The following is a 17,154-nucleotide window of genomic DNA, read 5'->3' as shown; positions in this document are numbered from 1 at the left end:
GTGTCGGGCGGCGATTGTAGCAAAAACAGTCTGCCGCCCATTTTATTAGAAGTACGCTTTATTGACTAGGATACGTATGAGGGGCAGATTGAGAATCCGCTTACGTTGAATATCTACACATATGTATAGAGCTGAACAAGCGAAATTAATTAGTCAAGGAAAATTTAAAGAAGCACAACAATTGGATTGGAAAGACATTAGTTCGAAATTTGGCAATAAATATGATAAAGGTATTAGCCAAGCTCAAAAATATACCGATCAATTATTGTCATCTAAAAAGAAAAAATAAGAAGAGGTGACAACTATGGAGTTATTGATTCAATCATTCAAAGGTGTTGGACAAATTAGATTCGGTATGACTAGAAATGAAGTGCGAAACGTGATAGAAAGTGATGTTCAAGAGTTTAAAAAGACACCAACGAGTGAATCTTTGACTGATGCATTTGATTTTTGTCATGTATACTATAAACAGGACGATACTTGTGAAGCCATTGAACTATTTGAGCCTTCTATTCCAATCTTTCAAAATGAAAAACTTATTGGAGCACAATTTAAAGAGGTCAAAAAACTATTTCTTCTATTGGATAAAGATGTTGAAATTGATGAGACAGGATTGACATCTTATGAATGTGGAATAGCCCTCTTTGTACCTTCACTAAGTCGTTCAGGAAAAGAGAAAGTAGAAGGCGTGTTTGTTTTTAGACAAGGATATTATGATTGATAAATAAGCAGAGTATTATAACATTGATTGGCTTCATGCCTTCAAGATTTCTTTCTTCTGCCACATGCGAGTGTAACAACTCCATGTGGTTCTTCTTTTGCCTACATATCGAATGGACAAGACCCTATTTTATCTCAACAATCTCACTAAGCATACTTAATCTCAACCGACACCAAACTCGCATGCTGAGGATGCCACTTAGGCATTCCGAATTTTTTCAAGTAACCGAGCACGTTCAGTTCAGGCTCCACGCTTTGTTCCTCGTTCATCTTCTCCAGCAGCTTCCAGCAGGCATATACGTCGTTAAGCGAGCGATGCGCGCCCTCTAGCTCTATGCCGTATCGCGTGCACATTTCCTTGAGATTATGCGGATAGACGTGCCGGGCGCGGCTGATCGTGAGCGTATCGAGGAACGAGTTGTTGAAGGAACGGTTCGCGAGTCGCAGCAGCGTGTGGTGCAGGAAGCTAAGGTCGAACATGGCGTTGTGCGCGACGATGATGCTATCTCCGATGACGCGATTCAAGATCCGGAAGGCGGTCTCCTCGTCCATTCCGTTCACTAAGTCGGCATCGGTAATCCCCGTTATTTCCGTGATTTTCGGCGCCAGCCGGCCATCGAACCGAATGAGCGTATTGAATTGGCTAACGATCTCGCCGCCGTAACAGCGGATAGCCGCCATCTCGATGACGCGGTCGCGCGCGGGATCCAATCCGCTAGTCTCGAAATCGAGCACCGTAATGTTGTCCAGCTTCATCGGGCGGCCTCCTGAGCGGCATAGAGTTTAGAAAGTGCGATAGACGTAAGGGTCTTTCGGTTGTTCGATCTTCTTGAAGGACGTAACGTGTAGCACCGGAATCGTCTGCTTGAACGGCTGATAGAGCTCGGAAGTGAGATTGCCGGTAACTTCGATCCAGTCGTCGTCCTGTAAAGTCGTCCCTTTCGGAAAATCGACGAGCATCCCGAATACGCCGGAATCCGCCGCGCAGTGGATGAAGCCGAAGCGGAACAAGAAGTAGTGCTCGCCGTCCACTTGCTCGCCTTTATACGTAAAACCGGTGAACGAAATTTTCTTGTTCATGAAGTCGCCCGGACTGTTGTAGATGACCTCCATCGCTTTCATGTAGTTGTCGTCGTTCAAGGCGAGCGAATCGAGGTTGATGAATTCGGCCAATTCTTTGTTTTTGACCTTCTTATAGTTGTCTTTCGAATAGAACACGCTGGAATCCGGCTTCAGAAACTGATGGTTGCCGGGGTTCTTTTCGTCGGAGAACGAGTCGTCCATGCCCGGGAAAGAGAAGCCTTTGGCTTTAACAAAGCTCGAATCGAGCGTCTGCACCGGCAAGAAGATACCCGTGAAAATCGGGAACGCGAGAATCATGTAGCCGACGACGCGCTTCCATCTAACCGGCGACGCATGCGAATGCCCGTGGTCATGATCGTGGTCGTGATCATGGTGATGGTGGTGATCGTGATTATGATCATGGCTATGATCGTGCGTAGGATCGTTGCACTCCTCATGCCCATGCGCATGATTTTCTCCATTGGCAGCGGCTTCCGCGGCTAACGCGGCTTTTTTCTCGTTCGCCCTCTCGATCATGTACATCCGAAGCCCTTCTACTAAGCTTAACAGCAGGAGCATCGCGATGGCGATGGTGGAGAGGTACGTGTATTTCGTATTGATGTACATGTTCAGCTTGCCGTCCCAGCGGATTAGCATGAACATGAAGGCGAACCCGAACATGATGTAAAAACGAATCATCCCCATAACCTCCCAACGATAAGCGAACCAATCAAAGTAAATCCGACGATAAGCGAGATGAGCACGACGACGAATTTGACGCGGAAAGTGCCGAGCAGCATTAACGTCTGCTTAATGTCGACCATCGGTCCGAATACGAGGAACGCGGACAACGCCCCCGTAGAGAAAGTCGAACGGAACGAGGAGGCGATGAAAGCATCGGCTTCCGAGCAGAGCGACATAATGAACGCCAACGTGATCATAATAAGAGAAGCCGTAACCGGATTGCTACCGAGATGGAGCAGTGTAGCGGTCGGCACGAACGTCTGCATGCTGGCCGCGATGAACGCGCCGAAAATGACGTATTTGCCGACGGAGAAAAATTCTTCGACGGCGTGCAACAGCACTTGATAAATTTTTTCGTACCAAGGGCGTCTTGGCGCTGCCTTGCGTACCTGCGTCGCGGTGGCCGAAGTTGCGGCCGTCTCCGCGGCGGCTTGGATTTGCTGCTGCGACGCGCGAAGCGGCAATGTCGGGAATAGAAAGGCAACCGACAGCGACACGGCGAGCGCAACGACGAAAGCCATGCCCGCGCGGATCGCCGCCATCGTCCAATCGTTGCCGAAGGCGATGAACGTCGAGAACAGGACGATCGGGTTAACGATCGGTCCCGTTAACATGAAGGCAATGCCCGCGTTGAGCGGAACGCCCTTATTGAGCAACCGGCGGGTGATTGGGACGATTCCGCACTCGCAAGAGGGGAACAAGACGCCGACGCTGCAGCCGAGAAGCGAGGACAGGAAGCGGTTTTTCGGCATGACGCGCGCGATCCATTGCTCCGTGATGAACGATTGGATGAGCCCGGAGATGAGCACGCCGACGAGCACGAACGGGATGGCTTCCATGATCATGCTCAGGAAGATCGTATTTAATTGATAGAAAGTCGTCACTATTGCACCTGCTTAGCGTAAGTTTTGAGCCATCATGGGTATTTCCACGCGCTTTTAACCGTTTCCTGCAACGAGATGTGTCTAATGATTTAACAATGAAATGACAATTGATGGGCAACTGGGTTAATAGTGGTTAGCTAAGCTCTAAGAGACTGCGAACATATAGCGGATCGTCTACCTTAATAACGATTGTGCGGCGTTCGATGTCGCACTTCTAGTCATGCAATTGCTGGCAAGTGAAGAAACGGCTAAAATAGTGGCAATACTGATCCAAGGATTGGCGAATTTATATAGCGCTAAAGCGATCGAATACGGAGTGATGGAAGATGAAAGCTTTAACGTTCGAACAATTCGGCGGTCCGGAAGTGTTGCATGTTCGGGAGATCGCCGACCCGCAAATACAGGTGGATAGCGTCATCGTCCGCATGCAGGCGATCGGACTGAACTTCGCCGACATCTACCGCAGACGCGGCAATTATCATTTGGCGGGCAAAGTGCCTTATATTCTCGGCTACGAAGGAGCCGGCATCATCGAGCAAGTGGGCGAAGGGGTGAAGGCATTCGCCGTCGGAGATCGCGTCGGATTCGCGGACGTCGCGCACGCGAACGCGGAGCGGGTGCTAGTTCCCGCGGATCGGCTTATTCCGCTACCGGGCGGCATCTCCTTCGAGCAGGCGGCGGCCGTGCTGCTTCAAGGCCTTACCGCCCACTACTTGGCGAACGATAGCTACCCCGTGAAACGATCGGACGAAGTGCTAGTCCATGCCGCAGCCGGAGGGGTAGGGCAGTTGCTCGTGCAGCTTTGCAAGAGCAAAGGTGCGCGCGTGCTCGGCTTGACTTCTTCGGCGGAGAAACGCGAGTTCGCGCTCAAAGCGGGCGCGGACCAAGTGTTGCTGTACGATTCCGACTGGGTGTCCGATGCACGCGATTGGTCGACGGGCGGCTCCGGGGTAGACGTCGTATACGATTCCGTCGGGTCGACGCTCATGGACAGCTTCGAAGCGACTCGCACTAAGGGCGCCGTCGTCTTTTACGGCATGGCCGGCGGAGATCCGCCTCCCGTCGATCCGAGAATGCTCATGGATTCGTCGAAGACGTTGACCGGCGGCGATCTATGGAACCATGTGACGACGCATCAAGATCGCGTGCGACGCGCGTCGTCTTTGTTCGCCGACATGCTTGCGATGAAGCTGCGGCTAGAGCCGCCCAAGTTATTTCCGCTTAGCGAAGGCGCGGAGGCGCACCGTTACATGGAAAGCAGACGAAGCATCGGTAAAATACTGCTCATCCCGTAAGCACGCGGGTATACGCACGTCGCTTGCCCGCTCTTTCATCGAGGGGGGAGCGGCGTTTTTGCCGATATGGTTTGAATTACGCCGCGTTCCTGCTAGAATGGAAGGATGATGTTGTTCGATGCGGGCAGGCCGAAGGCCCGCTTGTTCGTTCCCTAAGGAGGATTATTGTTGAATCAGATCATTACCCTTAACAAAAAGCAGGTCAGCGTCAGCTTCACGAATTACTTCGACTCTGTGCTCGGGGAATTTTTGTTCCGCCAAGTCATGTGCGACGTATTCATGCCGGGCAACGAAGTCGTTCCGATCGTGATCGAGAAGGAACAAATCCGGCTTGTACTCGAAGGATTCAAAAATCGCAAGGAGCTCTATAACGAGATCCGCAAAGAAGATATTAAAGGTCAGTCCGTCTACGTCATTACCCCGCAAATGCGTTACGACCTGCGTTGGCTGAAGGGGCCGAAGCCCAAAAAGCCGCTCACGAAGGAAAAGCCGCCGAGCGACGACGATGACGACGACTACGACATTCCGGGCGTAACGACGGCTGTGCAGCCGGAGAAACCCGCCGCCAAGCCTCGCGAGTTCAATGACGCGCGCCGGAAATACTTGCTGTCCATCGGCTTCGTGTTTAACGAAGCGACGAACAACTGGGTTCGCAAGGGTATTCGGTTCCCTGACAATAAGATCAATGCCGCCGCATCGGACGATCAGTTCATCGACGATATGACGCGATTGATCGCCGCCGACGAGCGGAGCCGCCAGAAGCGGCCGACGAAGAGCGAGTAAGCGATACGATAATACGAGCAACGCTCAAGTTCCCAAGGGGAGCTTGGGCGTTTTTGTCGTATATAGGCACCTAGCCGCGTCTCCATTAATAGATTATCGGAGGAGTAGTGGAGGTGGGTCGCTTGAGTGCTGGCGCTTACGATAATCGGATGGCGATGTTCTTGGCGGCCGTGTGCAGTCAGACATACGAGCAATACGGCAACGCGTCGGGGCAGTTCGTCGTTCCGGCGGGGTATAAAGTAGCGGAGAGCTTCGAAGCGAAGTCTTTCGGCGGGCAATGGGAGAAATTCGGATTCATTCTCGAGTCGGACGACCGGATTATTTTGGCGTTCAGAGGCACGAGCTCGACGACGGACTGGATATCCGACGCGATCGCTAGCCAGGAGAAATATAAATGCGTAAAAGAAGGCGGATTAAGCCACCGCGGGATATCGGATATTTATTACTCCGCGCGGCCGGTTATTCTTCCCGCGTTAAGCAAGTTGTCTTCGTCGCGAAAGCGGCTTCACATAACCGGCCACAGCTTAGGCGGAGCGCTAGCCGCCTTAAGCGCGCCGGATGCGGCGGCGAACGCGGGATTCCAATCTCCCGTCGTGTATTCGTTCGGCGCGCCGCGCGTCGGTGATCCGACGTTCGTCCATGCCTATTCGGATCGCGTAGGTTATAGTTACCGCGTGTACAACCAGCTGGACGCCGTGCCCAAGCTGCCACCGCAAACCTACAAGCCGCCGAGGAAGGATACGACTTATCGGTACTTGCACGTGAAAGAGGGAGTACCGCTTCTGTTCAACAACGGTTCGGTGTCCGCCAACCATGTGATCGGCAGTTATTATCGCGAGCTCGCGAAGTCGGATCCGGCTTACGCGGCCGCGCTTGATAGGAACAATCCGGGCTTTGCCCCGTCGCTGGCATAATGCTTTCCAAAGGTGCAGAAATGTTGTAACCGTATCCTACGTTCCTTCCGATGCCGCTTCTATAATGAAGTTGAATTCATTTCCAGAAGCACGAACTATAAGGCATAGGGGAGGAAATGCGATATGTTAAGCACCAATCGGACGAGCAGGTGGTTCTCGTCTTTTCTTGCATTTGCGCTTGTATTCTCGACGATCGCGTCACTTGCGATCCGTCCAATAACGGGGAACGCGGCGGCGGTCAATCTCGTCGTTAATCCGGGATTCGAGAATGAGGCGAGCGTCTGGACGGATTGGAATTATGCAGGGACAGCAAGCTCGTTGAGTATGGCAAGCGGCAATGGAAATATTCATACTGGCGCCAAATCGATAAGTTACTACAACGCTAGCGCATTTCAAGTCGCGTTTAGCCAGACGATCACAGGGTTAACAGATGGGGAATACGTGTTAAAGGCATGGGCGTCGGGTGACGGCGGAGAACCGACCATTAATGTGTTTGCGGATAATTATGGCGGGAGCAAGCTGACAACTGCCGTCACGAATAATGGATGGAACAATTGGCACCAGTATACCGTTAGCGGCATTCAAGTCGTAGGCGGGCAGGCTCGCATCGGTTTCGAGGTCTCTGCTAGCGGAAAGTGGGGAGTTTTCGACGATTTCGAGTTCTATAAAGTCGAGCATGAGCCGACGTGGAGCGCGTCCAAGTCGGTCAGCGCGACGGCTCATTCGCCTACTTCATTATCGCTGGATTGGAGTGGCGTGAACGATGTAGCTAACGTGAACGGTTATAACGTCTATCAGGATGGCCAGTTGATCGGATCGACGGCGGAAACGACGTTCGATGTCGACGACCTCACTCCTGAGACGCAATATACGTTCTCTGTTCAAGCGAGCAACGCGGCTAGCCTGCTCAGCTTGGATGGGCCGAGTACGACGGTTACGACAGCAGTAGCTACAGCGGAAGCTCCCGTCTGGGGCGGAGACGCTGCTTTGCATGCTAACCAATTGACCTCGCGGGGCGTCGTGCTAGATTGGCCGGCTGCTACGGATAACGTTGGCGTTACGAAATATCGTATTTATCAAAATGGTCAAGTAAAGACGACGGTAAGCGGAACGGTCTACTCGTATTACGCCACCGACTTGAAGCCGGGCACGTCTTATACGTTCAAGGTCGAAGCTGGAGATGACAGCGCGTTATGGAGCACCGGCGGTCCGACCGCGGCGGTGACGACACCGCCGACGCCGGCCGACGATTTCGTTAAAGGCGCGGACGTATCTACGCTTCCGGCGATCGAGGATGCCGGGGGCAAGTACTATGACAACGGAGTCGAGAAGGGTCTGCTTGCGATCCTGAAAGATCATGGTGTCAACTACGTACGTCTGCGGATATGGAATGATCCGGTGCAAGCCGGAGGATATAACGACAAGGCGCATACGGTAGCGATGGCTAAGCGAGTGAAGGACGCGGGGCTGAAGCTGCTGCTCGACTTCCATTATTCGGACTTTTGGGCGGATCCGGGCGCGCAAGTGAAGCCTGCGGCTTGGGCTAGCTTGACGTTCCCGCAGCTGAATGATGCCATGTACGCCTACACGGCGGAAGTGCTGAACGAAATGAAGGCCGAAGGCGCTTATCCGGATATGGTGCAGATCGGCAACGAAATCAATCCGGGAATGATGCTGCCCGACGGTTCGACGAGCAATTACGATAAACTCGCTCAGTTGCTGAGCACGGGCATCAAGGCAGTACACGACACGACACCGGCCGGCCATGAGGTCAAGACGATGATCCATCTAGCCGAAGGCGGCAATAACGGTTTGTTCCGCGGCTACTTCGACGCTTTGACCAGCCGCAACGTCGATTTCGACGTCATCGGGCTTTCCTTCTACCCTTATTGGCACGGCACTTACAAGAACTTGAAAGATAACTTGAACGATTTGGCAACTCGTTACGGCAAACAGCTTATCGTAGCGGAGACGGCGCACCCGTACACGTTAGAGGATGGAGACGGATGGGGCAATATCGCCAAAGCGGCGGATGCGGAAGCGGCGGGTTTCCCTGCGACGGTGCAAGGACAATACGACCAATTCACGATGATGCTTAACACCGTTGCGCATACGACGGGCGGCAAAGGCGCGGGCGTATTTTATTGGGAGCCGGCTTGGATACCGGTGCCTAAAGACACAGACGGAAACTACCAGGCAGGCTGGAAAATAAACGAGGGCAACGCGTGGGACAATCAGGCGATGTTCGATTTCCACGGCAACGCGCTGCCATCGCTCGATGCGTACCGTTTCGACGCGAGCCATTTACCGGCCAAAGCGGCCGTAAAAGCGATCGATCCGGACGGCATTACCGTATCGGCTAACGTTCCGGCGAACGATCTCGCCACATTGCTGCCAAGCACGGCCGGCGTGCTGTTCAACGAAGGCAGCATCGATCAGACGCCGGTCGTCTGGGAGACGGCGGATCAAGACCGGTTAAGCCGGATCGGAACGTTTGCTTTGAACGGTACTTTGACCGGGACTTCATTAACCGTGCAGATTAAAATAACCGTAACGTCTTATCGCAATTTGGCGACGAATCCTGGCTTCGAAGCTGCTTCTACGCTGACCGGCTGGACGGTTACTGGTACGACCGGTGCCGCGAAGGTCGACGGCTCCGCTGGCAATGCGTTCAGCGGATCGCGATCGCTTAACTATTGGAACGCAACCGACTACGCCTTTACGATCTCTCAGACGATTACGGGACTCGCGGACGGCACCTATACGCTGAAGGCAAAAGCGGCCGGGGGCGGCGGAGAGACGACGCTGAAATTGTACGCGGAAGGCTACGGCGGCGATAAGCTGACAAGCGCGCCGATCGTCAATACGGGATGGAACGTCTGGGGAACTTATACGATCGAACACATCCACGTGACGAACGGGCAGGCGGTTATCGGAATCGAAGTGGCTGCTCCGGGCGAAAAGTGGGGCAACTTCGACGATATCGAATTTTTCAGAGAAGTATCCGTCCCGACATGGACGCAGCAAGCTAGCTTGACCGCATCCGAGCAGTCGACGAGCGGACTTAAGCTGAATTGGTCCGGCGTATCGGAAGAGGTTGCCGCGACGGGGTATAAAGTGTATCAGAACGGCGTTCTGCTGACGACGGTTACGGGTACTAGCTATACGGTCGCCGGCTTGCAGCCGAACACGTCTTATACGTTCAAGGTCGAAGCAAGCGCAGATTCTTCCATCTGGACTTCGGACGGACCGAGCGTAACGGCGACCACGCTGCCTACGTCAACTACAGGGCAGACGACGCCGCCGATAACCGGCGGTAAGGTTACGATCTATGCTGAGGAACTTCTCGCAAACGGCTCAGGGTCCGACCATCGTACGGATATCAAAGTGCCTACGGGAACCACCGAAATCCGGCTACCTTCCGATACCGCTCAATTGCTCGGCGGCAACACGCTCGCCTTGAACTTCGGCGCCATTACGGTAGACGTTCCGGCGGAATTACTTGCCGATTTGACGAAGCAAGCTGGCGCCGGCGGCGGGTATATCGCGGTTAAAGCTGTTCCGCATAACGATTCGGCTGATCTCATCGCGAGAGCAGCGAATGCTTCCGATTCGTCGATCACGCTAGTCGGCACGGTGTACGACTTTGGATTGGTCTATGTATCGCCGGACGGCCATTCGACCAACCTGACGACTTTCGATAAGCCGGTAACGCTTCGATTTGCAACGGGTACGGGCTTTGATCCGGAACGCTCGGGCGTCTACTACATCTCCGATGACGGGAAGCTGGAATATATCGGAGGCAGATACGAGAACGGCATCCTGATCGCGCAAGCCACTCATTTCAGCACCTATGCGGTACTGCAAGTTAGCCGTACGTTCGCGGACGTGCCTGCTAACCATTGGGCGGCGAAAGCGATCGCGTCACTCGCGTCTAAGCTGATCGTAAACGGTACGGGCAATGAAAGCTTCGAGCCCGAACGCGCCGTAACCCGCGCGGAATTCGCGACGATGCTGGCTCGGGCATTGAAGCTACCTAAGGCTCAAGCCGATGCGCCGTTCAAGGACGTCACGACTTCCGCCTCCTACGCGCAAGCGGTAAGTTCCGCTTACGCGGCCGGTATCGTGCTAGGGTCCGGAGACGGCACGATATTCGCGCCGAACAAAACCATTACGCGTCAAGAGATGGCGGTCATGCTGCTGCGAGCGTATGAATTCCAGAATCCTGAAGCCAAGCAGACGAGCGATACGGCGGCGAAGCTTCCTTTCGCGGACCAAAGCCTCATCGCCGAGTGGGCGTTACCGGCGATCGAACGGGCGGTCGACCTTGCCCTTCTGAAGGGAAGAGATGGCAATAAATTCGCGCCGCTGGCGACGTTAACCCGCGCGGAAGCGGCACAAGCTATCGTAACCCTCCTCGCTCGAGGTTAGAGGTTGCAAAAACATTCAAAAAGTTGCATTCGTCTACTTTTCCAATCGGCCAGTAAGCGATTACAATAGAAGCATTTACGCAAGAGGTTGTCCCGTTATTAGGGCAACCTCTTTCTGGCTGTTACATACCGGGATGGATGGAGACGAGCGCATATGCCGAAAATCAACCTGTTCACGAAGATCGTACTCATTCTTGTCGTCATGCTGCTCCCGATCATGGGGCTCTATTTTTTCTCCAATCGGACGAATACGGACGTACTCCGCGATGAACTGAACGACGCGAACACGAATCGCCTCGTTTTTTTCCAAAACCAAGTGAACACGAACATCTCTTCGATCTCGTTATGGCCGAATCTCCTAATCCACGATCCGGATATTTCAGAGCTGCGGGATACGTTTAATTTTTCCGGCGGTTCGTTGCAGTTGGACATGATTACGCTCATTAACCGCATCCAGCGCAAGCTTAGCATTCAAGAGAACTCCTCGAACTGGACAAGCTCGCTCTATATTTTTTCTCCCGTGCTAGGCAGGGTCGTCTCTTCCAACGACGTGAGAGCCTATGACGATGCCGACCTGAAGGCGCGAATGAAGCAAGGCTGGCAGGTGAAGAAGGAAGCCGACGGACAATTCAAGTTTTCCCTGTTCACCGCCACGCCGTACAATGCTTTTAACCGTCCGGAAAACGCGAATCTCATTATCGAAGTTCAATTCAATAGCCGCAACATAGTAGATATGCTCGACAAGTTCAAGAGCGACGGAAGAAGGGACCCTTTCTTCTACAAGCAGGATGTCGGAGTCATCTATAGCAGCAGCGCCAATCGCAAAGTCGCGGAAGAGCTCATCAGCCTGCTCGAAGCCGAAGGGACTATGGACGTTAGCAATCAGACCGTTACGCTGGAAGGCAAACGTTATTTGGTCAACTCGCAATGGTCCGATGCTACGCAATGGTATTTGATCGACTATATTCCGCTCGCCGACGTGCTCGGTCCGATCCAACAGACGAACCGGATGTTCTATGTAACCGTCGGATCCCTCCTCTTGATGAGCTGCGTGCTGGCGTACGTGCTGTACGCGCAAGTTCAATCGCCTCTGAAGCAGCTCGTAAGCAGCTTCCAAAAGCTGAAGTACGAGGATTATTCCGTTCGTCTGAAGCCAAAAGGCCGGGGCGAGTTCGGATTCGTGTTCATGCGGTTCAACTCGATGGTGACGCAAATCCAAGAGCTGTTCGAGAAAGTGTATTTGGAGCAGATCCACGTGCGGGAGGCGCGGCTGAAGCAGTTGCAATCGCAAATCAACCCTCATTTCTTCTATAACTGTTTCTCCTTCATCTCCAGCATGGCAAAGATGAAAAACAATTCGGCGATCATCGCGATGTCCGAAAATTTGTCCAGCTATTATCGCTATACGACGCGCCAGGAGCGGGATTTCGTCGCTTTGTCGGAGGAGCTCGATTTCGTGGGCAGCTATCTTGAAATCCAGAAGCTTCGCCGCAATCAGCTTAAGGTGAGCATTGAACTGCCGCCGAGATTGCGCCGAATCGAGATTCCGCCGCTTATCGTTCAGCCGCTCGTCGAGAACGCCGTCCTGCACGGCATCGAGGAGAAAGCGGGCGAAGGACTTATCCAATTGACGGTATCAGAGGTGCAAGGCCAATATCGGATTATCGTGGACGACAACGGACGCGGGATGGACGAGGCAGGCCGCAAAGAATTGGAAAGACAGCTTGCGGAGCCGATGGACGAGAAGACGGGCTGCGGGTTATGGAACGTCAACCAGCGTATGCAGCTACGTTTTGGCGAGAAGGCAGGTTTGTCGATCGAGGAGTCGCCGTTCGGAGGCCTACGCATTACGCTTTATTGGCAGCAAGACAACACCGGTTCGGGAACGGAGGAATCCGCATGATCGAGATTTTGCTCGTGGACGACGAGTCGTATATGACGGAAAGCTTGCGGATGACGATTCCGTGGGAGCAGCTTAACGTACGCGAAGTGTACTGCGCGTCGTCGGGCGCTGAAGCGCTAGCGATTTTGGAGCAAAAGCCGATCGATATTATCGTCTCCGACATCCGGATGCCCGAGATGGACGGACTTACGTTGCTGCAGACGGTATCCGAGCGATGGCCGAATATTAGATGCCTGCTATTAACGGGACATAGCGATTTCGAATACGCGAAACGCGCGATCAAGCTGCAAGTGTCCGATTACATTTTGAAGCCGGTTAACGACGAAGAGTTTATGAAAAGCATCGCGAACGCGATCGATTCGCTGCGCGACGAATGGGCGGAGGCCGATCAGCTTCAACAGCTGCGGTACGATATGAAGTCCGACCGGGCGGCGCTTAAGGACAATTTGATGCGCGACTTGGCGCTCGGCCGGCAATGGTCGCCGCGCGCGATCGAGTCGAAGCTGAAGCAGTACGACGTTCCGCTTAAAGACGGCGACATGGCGTTCATGATGCTCATTCGCCTCGGCAAGCATTTTGCCCAATACGACGCGCAATCGTTCTCGCTGATGGAATACGCCGTCGGCAATATAGCCGAGGAAATCTACTCTTCGCAATATCGGATCTGGCTTAGCAAAGCGCCCCACGATTCGCTCGTGCTCGTCGCCGCGCTCAAGGAAGGCGGCGGCAGAAGCGCGGACAAAGGCCAACTGGAGCCGCTCGTCACCGAATTCCATCAGAAGGTGCTCACGTATTTGAAGGGGGACATCTCCACGGTCGTAACCCATTGGTTCGTGTTCCCGGACGAGCTGTCCGCCGCTTACCGCAGCGCGCTTACGACCGTGTACCAGCACGGGAAGAGCCGTCATCCGGAAATTATTTACCAAGAGGATCATACGCAGGAGCAAGTGACGATCAAGGCGCTCGAATCGCTTTACAAGCCGCCGACGCTTATGCATCTGCTTGAATCGAAGCAGTGGAGGGCCGCGAACGAGAAAGTCGCCGAAGTGTTCGACGCGCTCGAGCGGATGTCCGTAACAAGGGAGCATCTGTACGAAGCGTTCCTATCCATGACGAACGCCTTCATGTATATCGCCCACAAGCAAGGCTTGCTTATTCACCAGATCAACGAAGCGGGACTCGACCCGCTGCTTGACGGGGCGACGCTGCATTCGTCCGACAAGCTGAAGGAATGGGCGAACACGATGCTGGCGAAGCTTGAACGCGAGCTGTCGGAGAGCGACCAGTATACGAAGAGCCATATCGTCAAGCAGGTGCATGAGCTGGTCATGAACGATACCGGCCACGAAATCTCGGTGAAGACGATCGCGGACAAAGTATACCTGCATCCCGTCTACCTCTCGAAAATCTATAAGCTAGAAACCGGTGAGAGCCTCGGAGATTATATTATCCGGGTCCGCATGGAGAAGGCGCTCTACTTGCTGAAGTCGACGAATAAGAAAATATACGAGATTACGTCGGAGCTCGGCTACCAGAACCCGCAATATTTCAGCAAAATGTTCCGCAAATATTACGGCATGACGCCCAACGAATACCGAGATCAGAAATAGGTTGGAAAAGGTGCTGAAATGTTGGATGTGCGACATAGGCTGACCGAACGGGCGCCCCTATAATGAAAACGTGAGAGAAATAACGACAACATTCCGAGGGGGAAAAACATGATAGCCCGCAGACAAACCGGTTGGAAAGCAATGCTTACGCTCGCGCTATTCACGTCGCTATTGACGGCTTGCTCCGGCAACAACAACAACAACGACGCAGGCGCGTCCTCGTCCGCTCCGGCGGCATCGTCGCCCGCAGCAAGCGCATCCGGTTCCGCAGAGCCGGCAAGCGCCTACAAGAACAAGTATGATCCGCCGGTTACGATCTCGACCGTATGGGGCGTCGACCCCGCGCTGAAGTTCAAAAACGGCGAGTCGATCGAGAACAACGTCCAAACGAAATGGGCGCTCGATACGCTCGGCATTAAAATCGATTCCCTTTGGTCGGTTACCGACACGAATAACGCTTTCGTAACGAAAATGCGCCTGGCGATGTCCTCCGGACAAGATATGCCGGACGTCGTAACGATCGGCGACGCGCAATTGGCGCAAGATTTGATCGACACGGGCATGTTCGCCGACGTAGGAGAAATGTTCGACAAGTACGCTAACGATACGTGGAAGAAAGCGATGGCGATCGATCCGGGCGTATGGAATCCGTACATCCGCGACGGCAAGAAGATGGGCATTCCGGTGCTCGACTACGCTTACAACCACGATTACTTGCTCTGGATTCGCCAAGATTGGCTAGATAAGCTGCAGCTTCAAGGACCGAAGACGCTCGCGGATTTGGAAACGATCATGGACGCGTTCAAAAACAAAAATCCGGACGGATTGGCGCCGGACAAAGTCGTGCCGCTGTCCATCGGCTTCAAGACGACGATGAACACGTGGATGGGCGACCCTTCTTGGATCTTCGGCGCATTCGGCTCGATTCCGGGGCAATGGAACGTAGGAGCTGACGGCAACCTCGAGTGGGGCTCCACGAACCCGGCGATCAAGCAAGGTCTCGATACGATTAAGCAATGGCGCGACAAAGGCTACATCCCGGCCGAAGCGGCATTGTGGGACGAGAACAAAACGGCTGAGCCTGCGGTAGCGGGTACGGCGGGCATTATTCCAGGACCTTACTGGATGAGCGGATGGCCGCTTTTGGATACGGCTAAAAACGTTCCGACCGCGGTGTGGAAGCCTTATGCGATTCCTGCAGGTCCAGACGGCAAAGCAGGTCGCCATGGCACGCTGTTCACTTCCGGCGTAACGCTGATCAACAAAAACATGGAACATCCGGAAGCGCTGTTCACGTACCAAAACTACTTGTACGATCACTTGGCCGATCCGGCCGTCGGAAGCGAATGGGATCTAGGCGTATTCAAAGGCTACGACTACGACCTGGACGCCAGCGGCAACCCGGTATACCTGGACAAAATTCCTGGCGGCGAAGTCAACATCAACCGCTACTGGCTCGTGAAAGACGGCGCTCGTATTCCTGACGCGCAAATGAAGTCCCTTCTTAACTTGGCGGACGGCAAAGAGCCGGTTACCCGTCTGGAGAAAGAAGTGAAAAACAACTACGGTCCGGAAACGCCTGCAGCGGCGAAAGTACTGTTGTCGCAGCCGGACATCTCCTTCACGAACATGTTCACGGGACCGGCGACGAAGACGATGCAGTCTAAACAAGACTACTTGACGAAGATCGAGCTTCAAGCGTTCAACGAAATCATCTACGGCAAAAAAGGCTTGGACGAATTCGACAAGTTCGTAGCCGACTGGAAATCCGGCGGCGGAGACGACATCACGAAAGAAGTCAACGAGTGGTACGCTTCGACTAAATAAACCGCCTAGCGGATGGATGGGGCAGCCGGGAAGTCGGCTGCCTCGTCTTCTATCAAGCACTTGGAGGTAGGATAATGTGAGATCGCTCAGACGCAGTTGGCCCTTCCACCTCATGGTCTTGCCAGCACTATTGTTTCTCATCGTGTTTAACTACGTGCCGATGGCCGGCATCGCTATGGCTTTCATGGACTATAAGCCATGGCTAGGATTCAGCAAATCGGCTTGGATCGGACTCGACCATTTTCATGCGTTATTCGATCGGGAAGACAGCATTCAAGTGATCTGGAATACGTTCATTATCGCCGTGCTCAAAATCGTGTTTAACCTTGCGGTACCTTTTACGTTCGCCATTCTCCTCAATGAAGTACGCAAGCGTTTCTTGAACCGTACGATTCAGACGCTCGTCTATTTGCCTCACTTTCTGTCTTGGGTCATTCTCGGCGGCATTCTCGTTAACTTCCTGTCCACGGACGGAGGATTCGTAAACCGTATGCTCGCTCAAGTCGGCCTAGGGCCGGTGTTCTTCTTAGGCGATGGCAATTGGTTCCGCTTCACGGTCGTCGTCTCCGAAGTGTGGAAGGAGTTCGGTTACAGCACTATCGTCTTCCTAGCAGCGCTCGCTGGCATTAACCCGGCGTTGTACGAGGCAGCGGAAGTGGATGGCGCCAGCCGCTGGAAGCAGACGAAGTATATTACGATTCCGTCGCTGATGCCGATCGCGATCGTCGTCGGCACTTTGTCGCTCGGCAACATTTTGAACGCGGGCTTCGACCAGATTTTCAACCTTTACAATTCACTCGTCTTGGACAAAGGCGATATTATCGATACGTTCGTCTACCGAACGGCCATACAAGAAGGGGACTTCGGGTTTGCAACCGCGGTCGGACTGTTCAAATCCGTAATCAGCATGATTCTGATCGTCATCTCGTACCGGCTCGCTTACCGCTGGGCTAACTACCGGGTGTTCTAAGGAGGGGAACGA

General features: G+C 53.5%; 13 protein-coding genes. 10 read left to right on the top strand and 3 right to left on the bottom strand.

The genetic code is table 11. From position 1 onward, the window contains the following. The first annotated feature begins 121 nt into the window (after positions 1–121). Both ACFPQ4_RS08585 and ACFPQ4_RS08580 read left to right on the top strand, forming a co-directional pair. Positions 122–289, top strand: coding sequence for a hypothetical protein (locus ACFPQ4_RS08585; RefSeq protein WP_378111376.1), 168 nt, complete (start codon positions 122–124; stop codon positions 287–289). 15 nt (positions 290–304) lie between these two features. Then, entirely contained in the window at positions 305–721 is a 417-nt protein-coding gene (locus tag ACFPQ4_RS08580) for a hypothetical protein (protein ID WP_378111375.1), read from the top strand. Positions 722–867: 146 nt separating this feature from the next. Here the strand turns inward: ACFPQ4_RS08580 and ACFPQ4_RS08575 are convergent, their stop codons facing one another. From ACFPQ4_RS08575 to ACFPQ4_RS08565, 3 genes are read right to left on the bottom strand one after another with little or no spacing between them, the layout of a single operon-like run. Beyond that, complete coding sequence (locus ACFPQ4_RS08575; RefSeq protein ID WP_378111374.1) at positions 868–1,476, bottom strand: 3'-5' exonuclease; 609 nt, start codon at positions 1,474–1,476, stop codon at positions 868–870. Positions 1,477–1,503: 27 nt separating this feature from the next. Next, a complete protein-coding gene (locus tag ACFPQ4_RS08570) occupies positions 1,504–2,481 on the bottom strand; it encodes a TIGR03943 family putative permease subunit (protein WP_378111373.1) in 978 nt (325 codons plus the stop codon). Next, positions 2,478–3,371 carry a permease gene (locus tag ACFPQ4_RS08565; RefSeq protein ID WP_378111400.1) on the bottom strand — a complete coding sequence of 298 codons (894 nt, stop codon included), beginning with the start codon at positions 3,369–3,371 and terminating at the stop codon, positions 2,478–2,480. Before ACFPQ4_RS08565 ends, ACFPQ4_RS08570 begins: the two co-directional genes overlap by 4 nt. A gap of 365 nt (positions 3,372–3,736) precedes the next feature. Here ACFPQ4_RS08565 and ACFPQ4_RS08560 point away from each other — a divergent pair, with 365 nt between their 5' ends. From ACFPQ4_RS08560 to ACFPQ4_RS08525, 8 genes are all read left to right on the top strand, one after another. Next, positions 3,737–4,705, top strand: a complete 969-nt coding sequence (locus ACFPQ4_RS08560; RefSeq protein WP_378111372.1) for a quinone oxidoreductase family protein — start codon at positions 3,737–3,739, stop codon at positions 4,703–4,705. Between the two features lie 168 nt (positions 4,706–4,873). Continuing rightward, positions 4,874–5,488: a hypothetical protein gene (locus ACFPQ4_RS08555; protein ID WP_378111371.1), complete on the top strand. Its 615-nt coding sequence runs from the start codon at positions 4,874–4,876 to the stop codon at positions 5,486–5,488. A gap of 113 nt (positions 5,489–5,601) precedes the next feature. Further along, on the top strand, positions 5,602–6,402 hold the full coding sequence (locus tag ACFPQ4_RS08550; protein ID WP_378111370.1) for a lipase family protein: 801 nt from the start codon (positions 5,602–5,604) through the stop codon (positions 6,400–6,402). 123 nt (positions 6,403–6,525) lie between these two features. Beyond that, positions 6,526–10,833 carry a glycosyl hydrolase 53 family protein gene (locus ACFPQ4_RS08545; RefSeq protein ID WP_378111369.1) on the top strand — a complete coding sequence of 1,436 codons (4,308 nt, stop codon included), beginning with the start codon at positions 6,526–6,528 and terminating at the stop codon, positions 10,831–10,833. A gap of 153 nt (positions 10,834–10,986) precedes the next feature. After that, the gene (locus tag ACFPQ4_RS08540; RefSeq protein ID WP_378111368.1) at positions 10,987–12,735 is read left to right on the top strand and encodes a sensor histidine kinase; all 1,749 of its coding nucleotides are present in this window, start codon (positions 10,987–10,989) and stop codon (positions 12,733–12,735) included. Further along, positions 12,732–14,345 carry a response regulator gene (locus tag ACFPQ4_RS08535; protein ID WP_378111367.1) on the top strand — a complete coding sequence of 538 codons (1,614 nt, stop codon included), beginning with the start codon at positions 12,732–12,734 and terminating at the stop codon, positions 14,343–14,345. The genes ACFPQ4_RS08540 and ACFPQ4_RS08535 overlap by 4 nt, the downstream gene beginning before the upstream one ends. A gap of 108 nt (positions 14,346–14,453) precedes the next feature. Next, positions 14,454–16,172, top strand: coding sequence for a type 2 periplasmic-binding domain-containing protein (locus ACFPQ4_RS08530; protein ID WP_378111366.1), 1,719 nt, complete (start codon positions 14,454–14,456; stop codon positions 16,170–16,172). 76 nt (positions 16,173–16,248) lie between these two features. After that, a complete protein-coding gene (locus tag ACFPQ4_RS08525) occupies positions 16,249–17,142 on the top strand; it encodes an ABC transporter permease (protein ID WP_378111364.1) in 894 nt (297 codons plus the stop codon). The last annotated feature ends 12 nt before the right edge of the window (positions 17,143–17,154 follow it).

The organism is Cohnella yongneupensis, assembly GCF_042655785.1.
In the GTDB taxonomy this organism is placed as follows: Bacteria; Bacillota; Bacilli; order Paenibacillales; family Paenibacillaceae; genus Cohnella; species Cohnella yongneupensis.
This window is presented reverse-complemented; position numbering and strand designations above follow the sequence as displayed.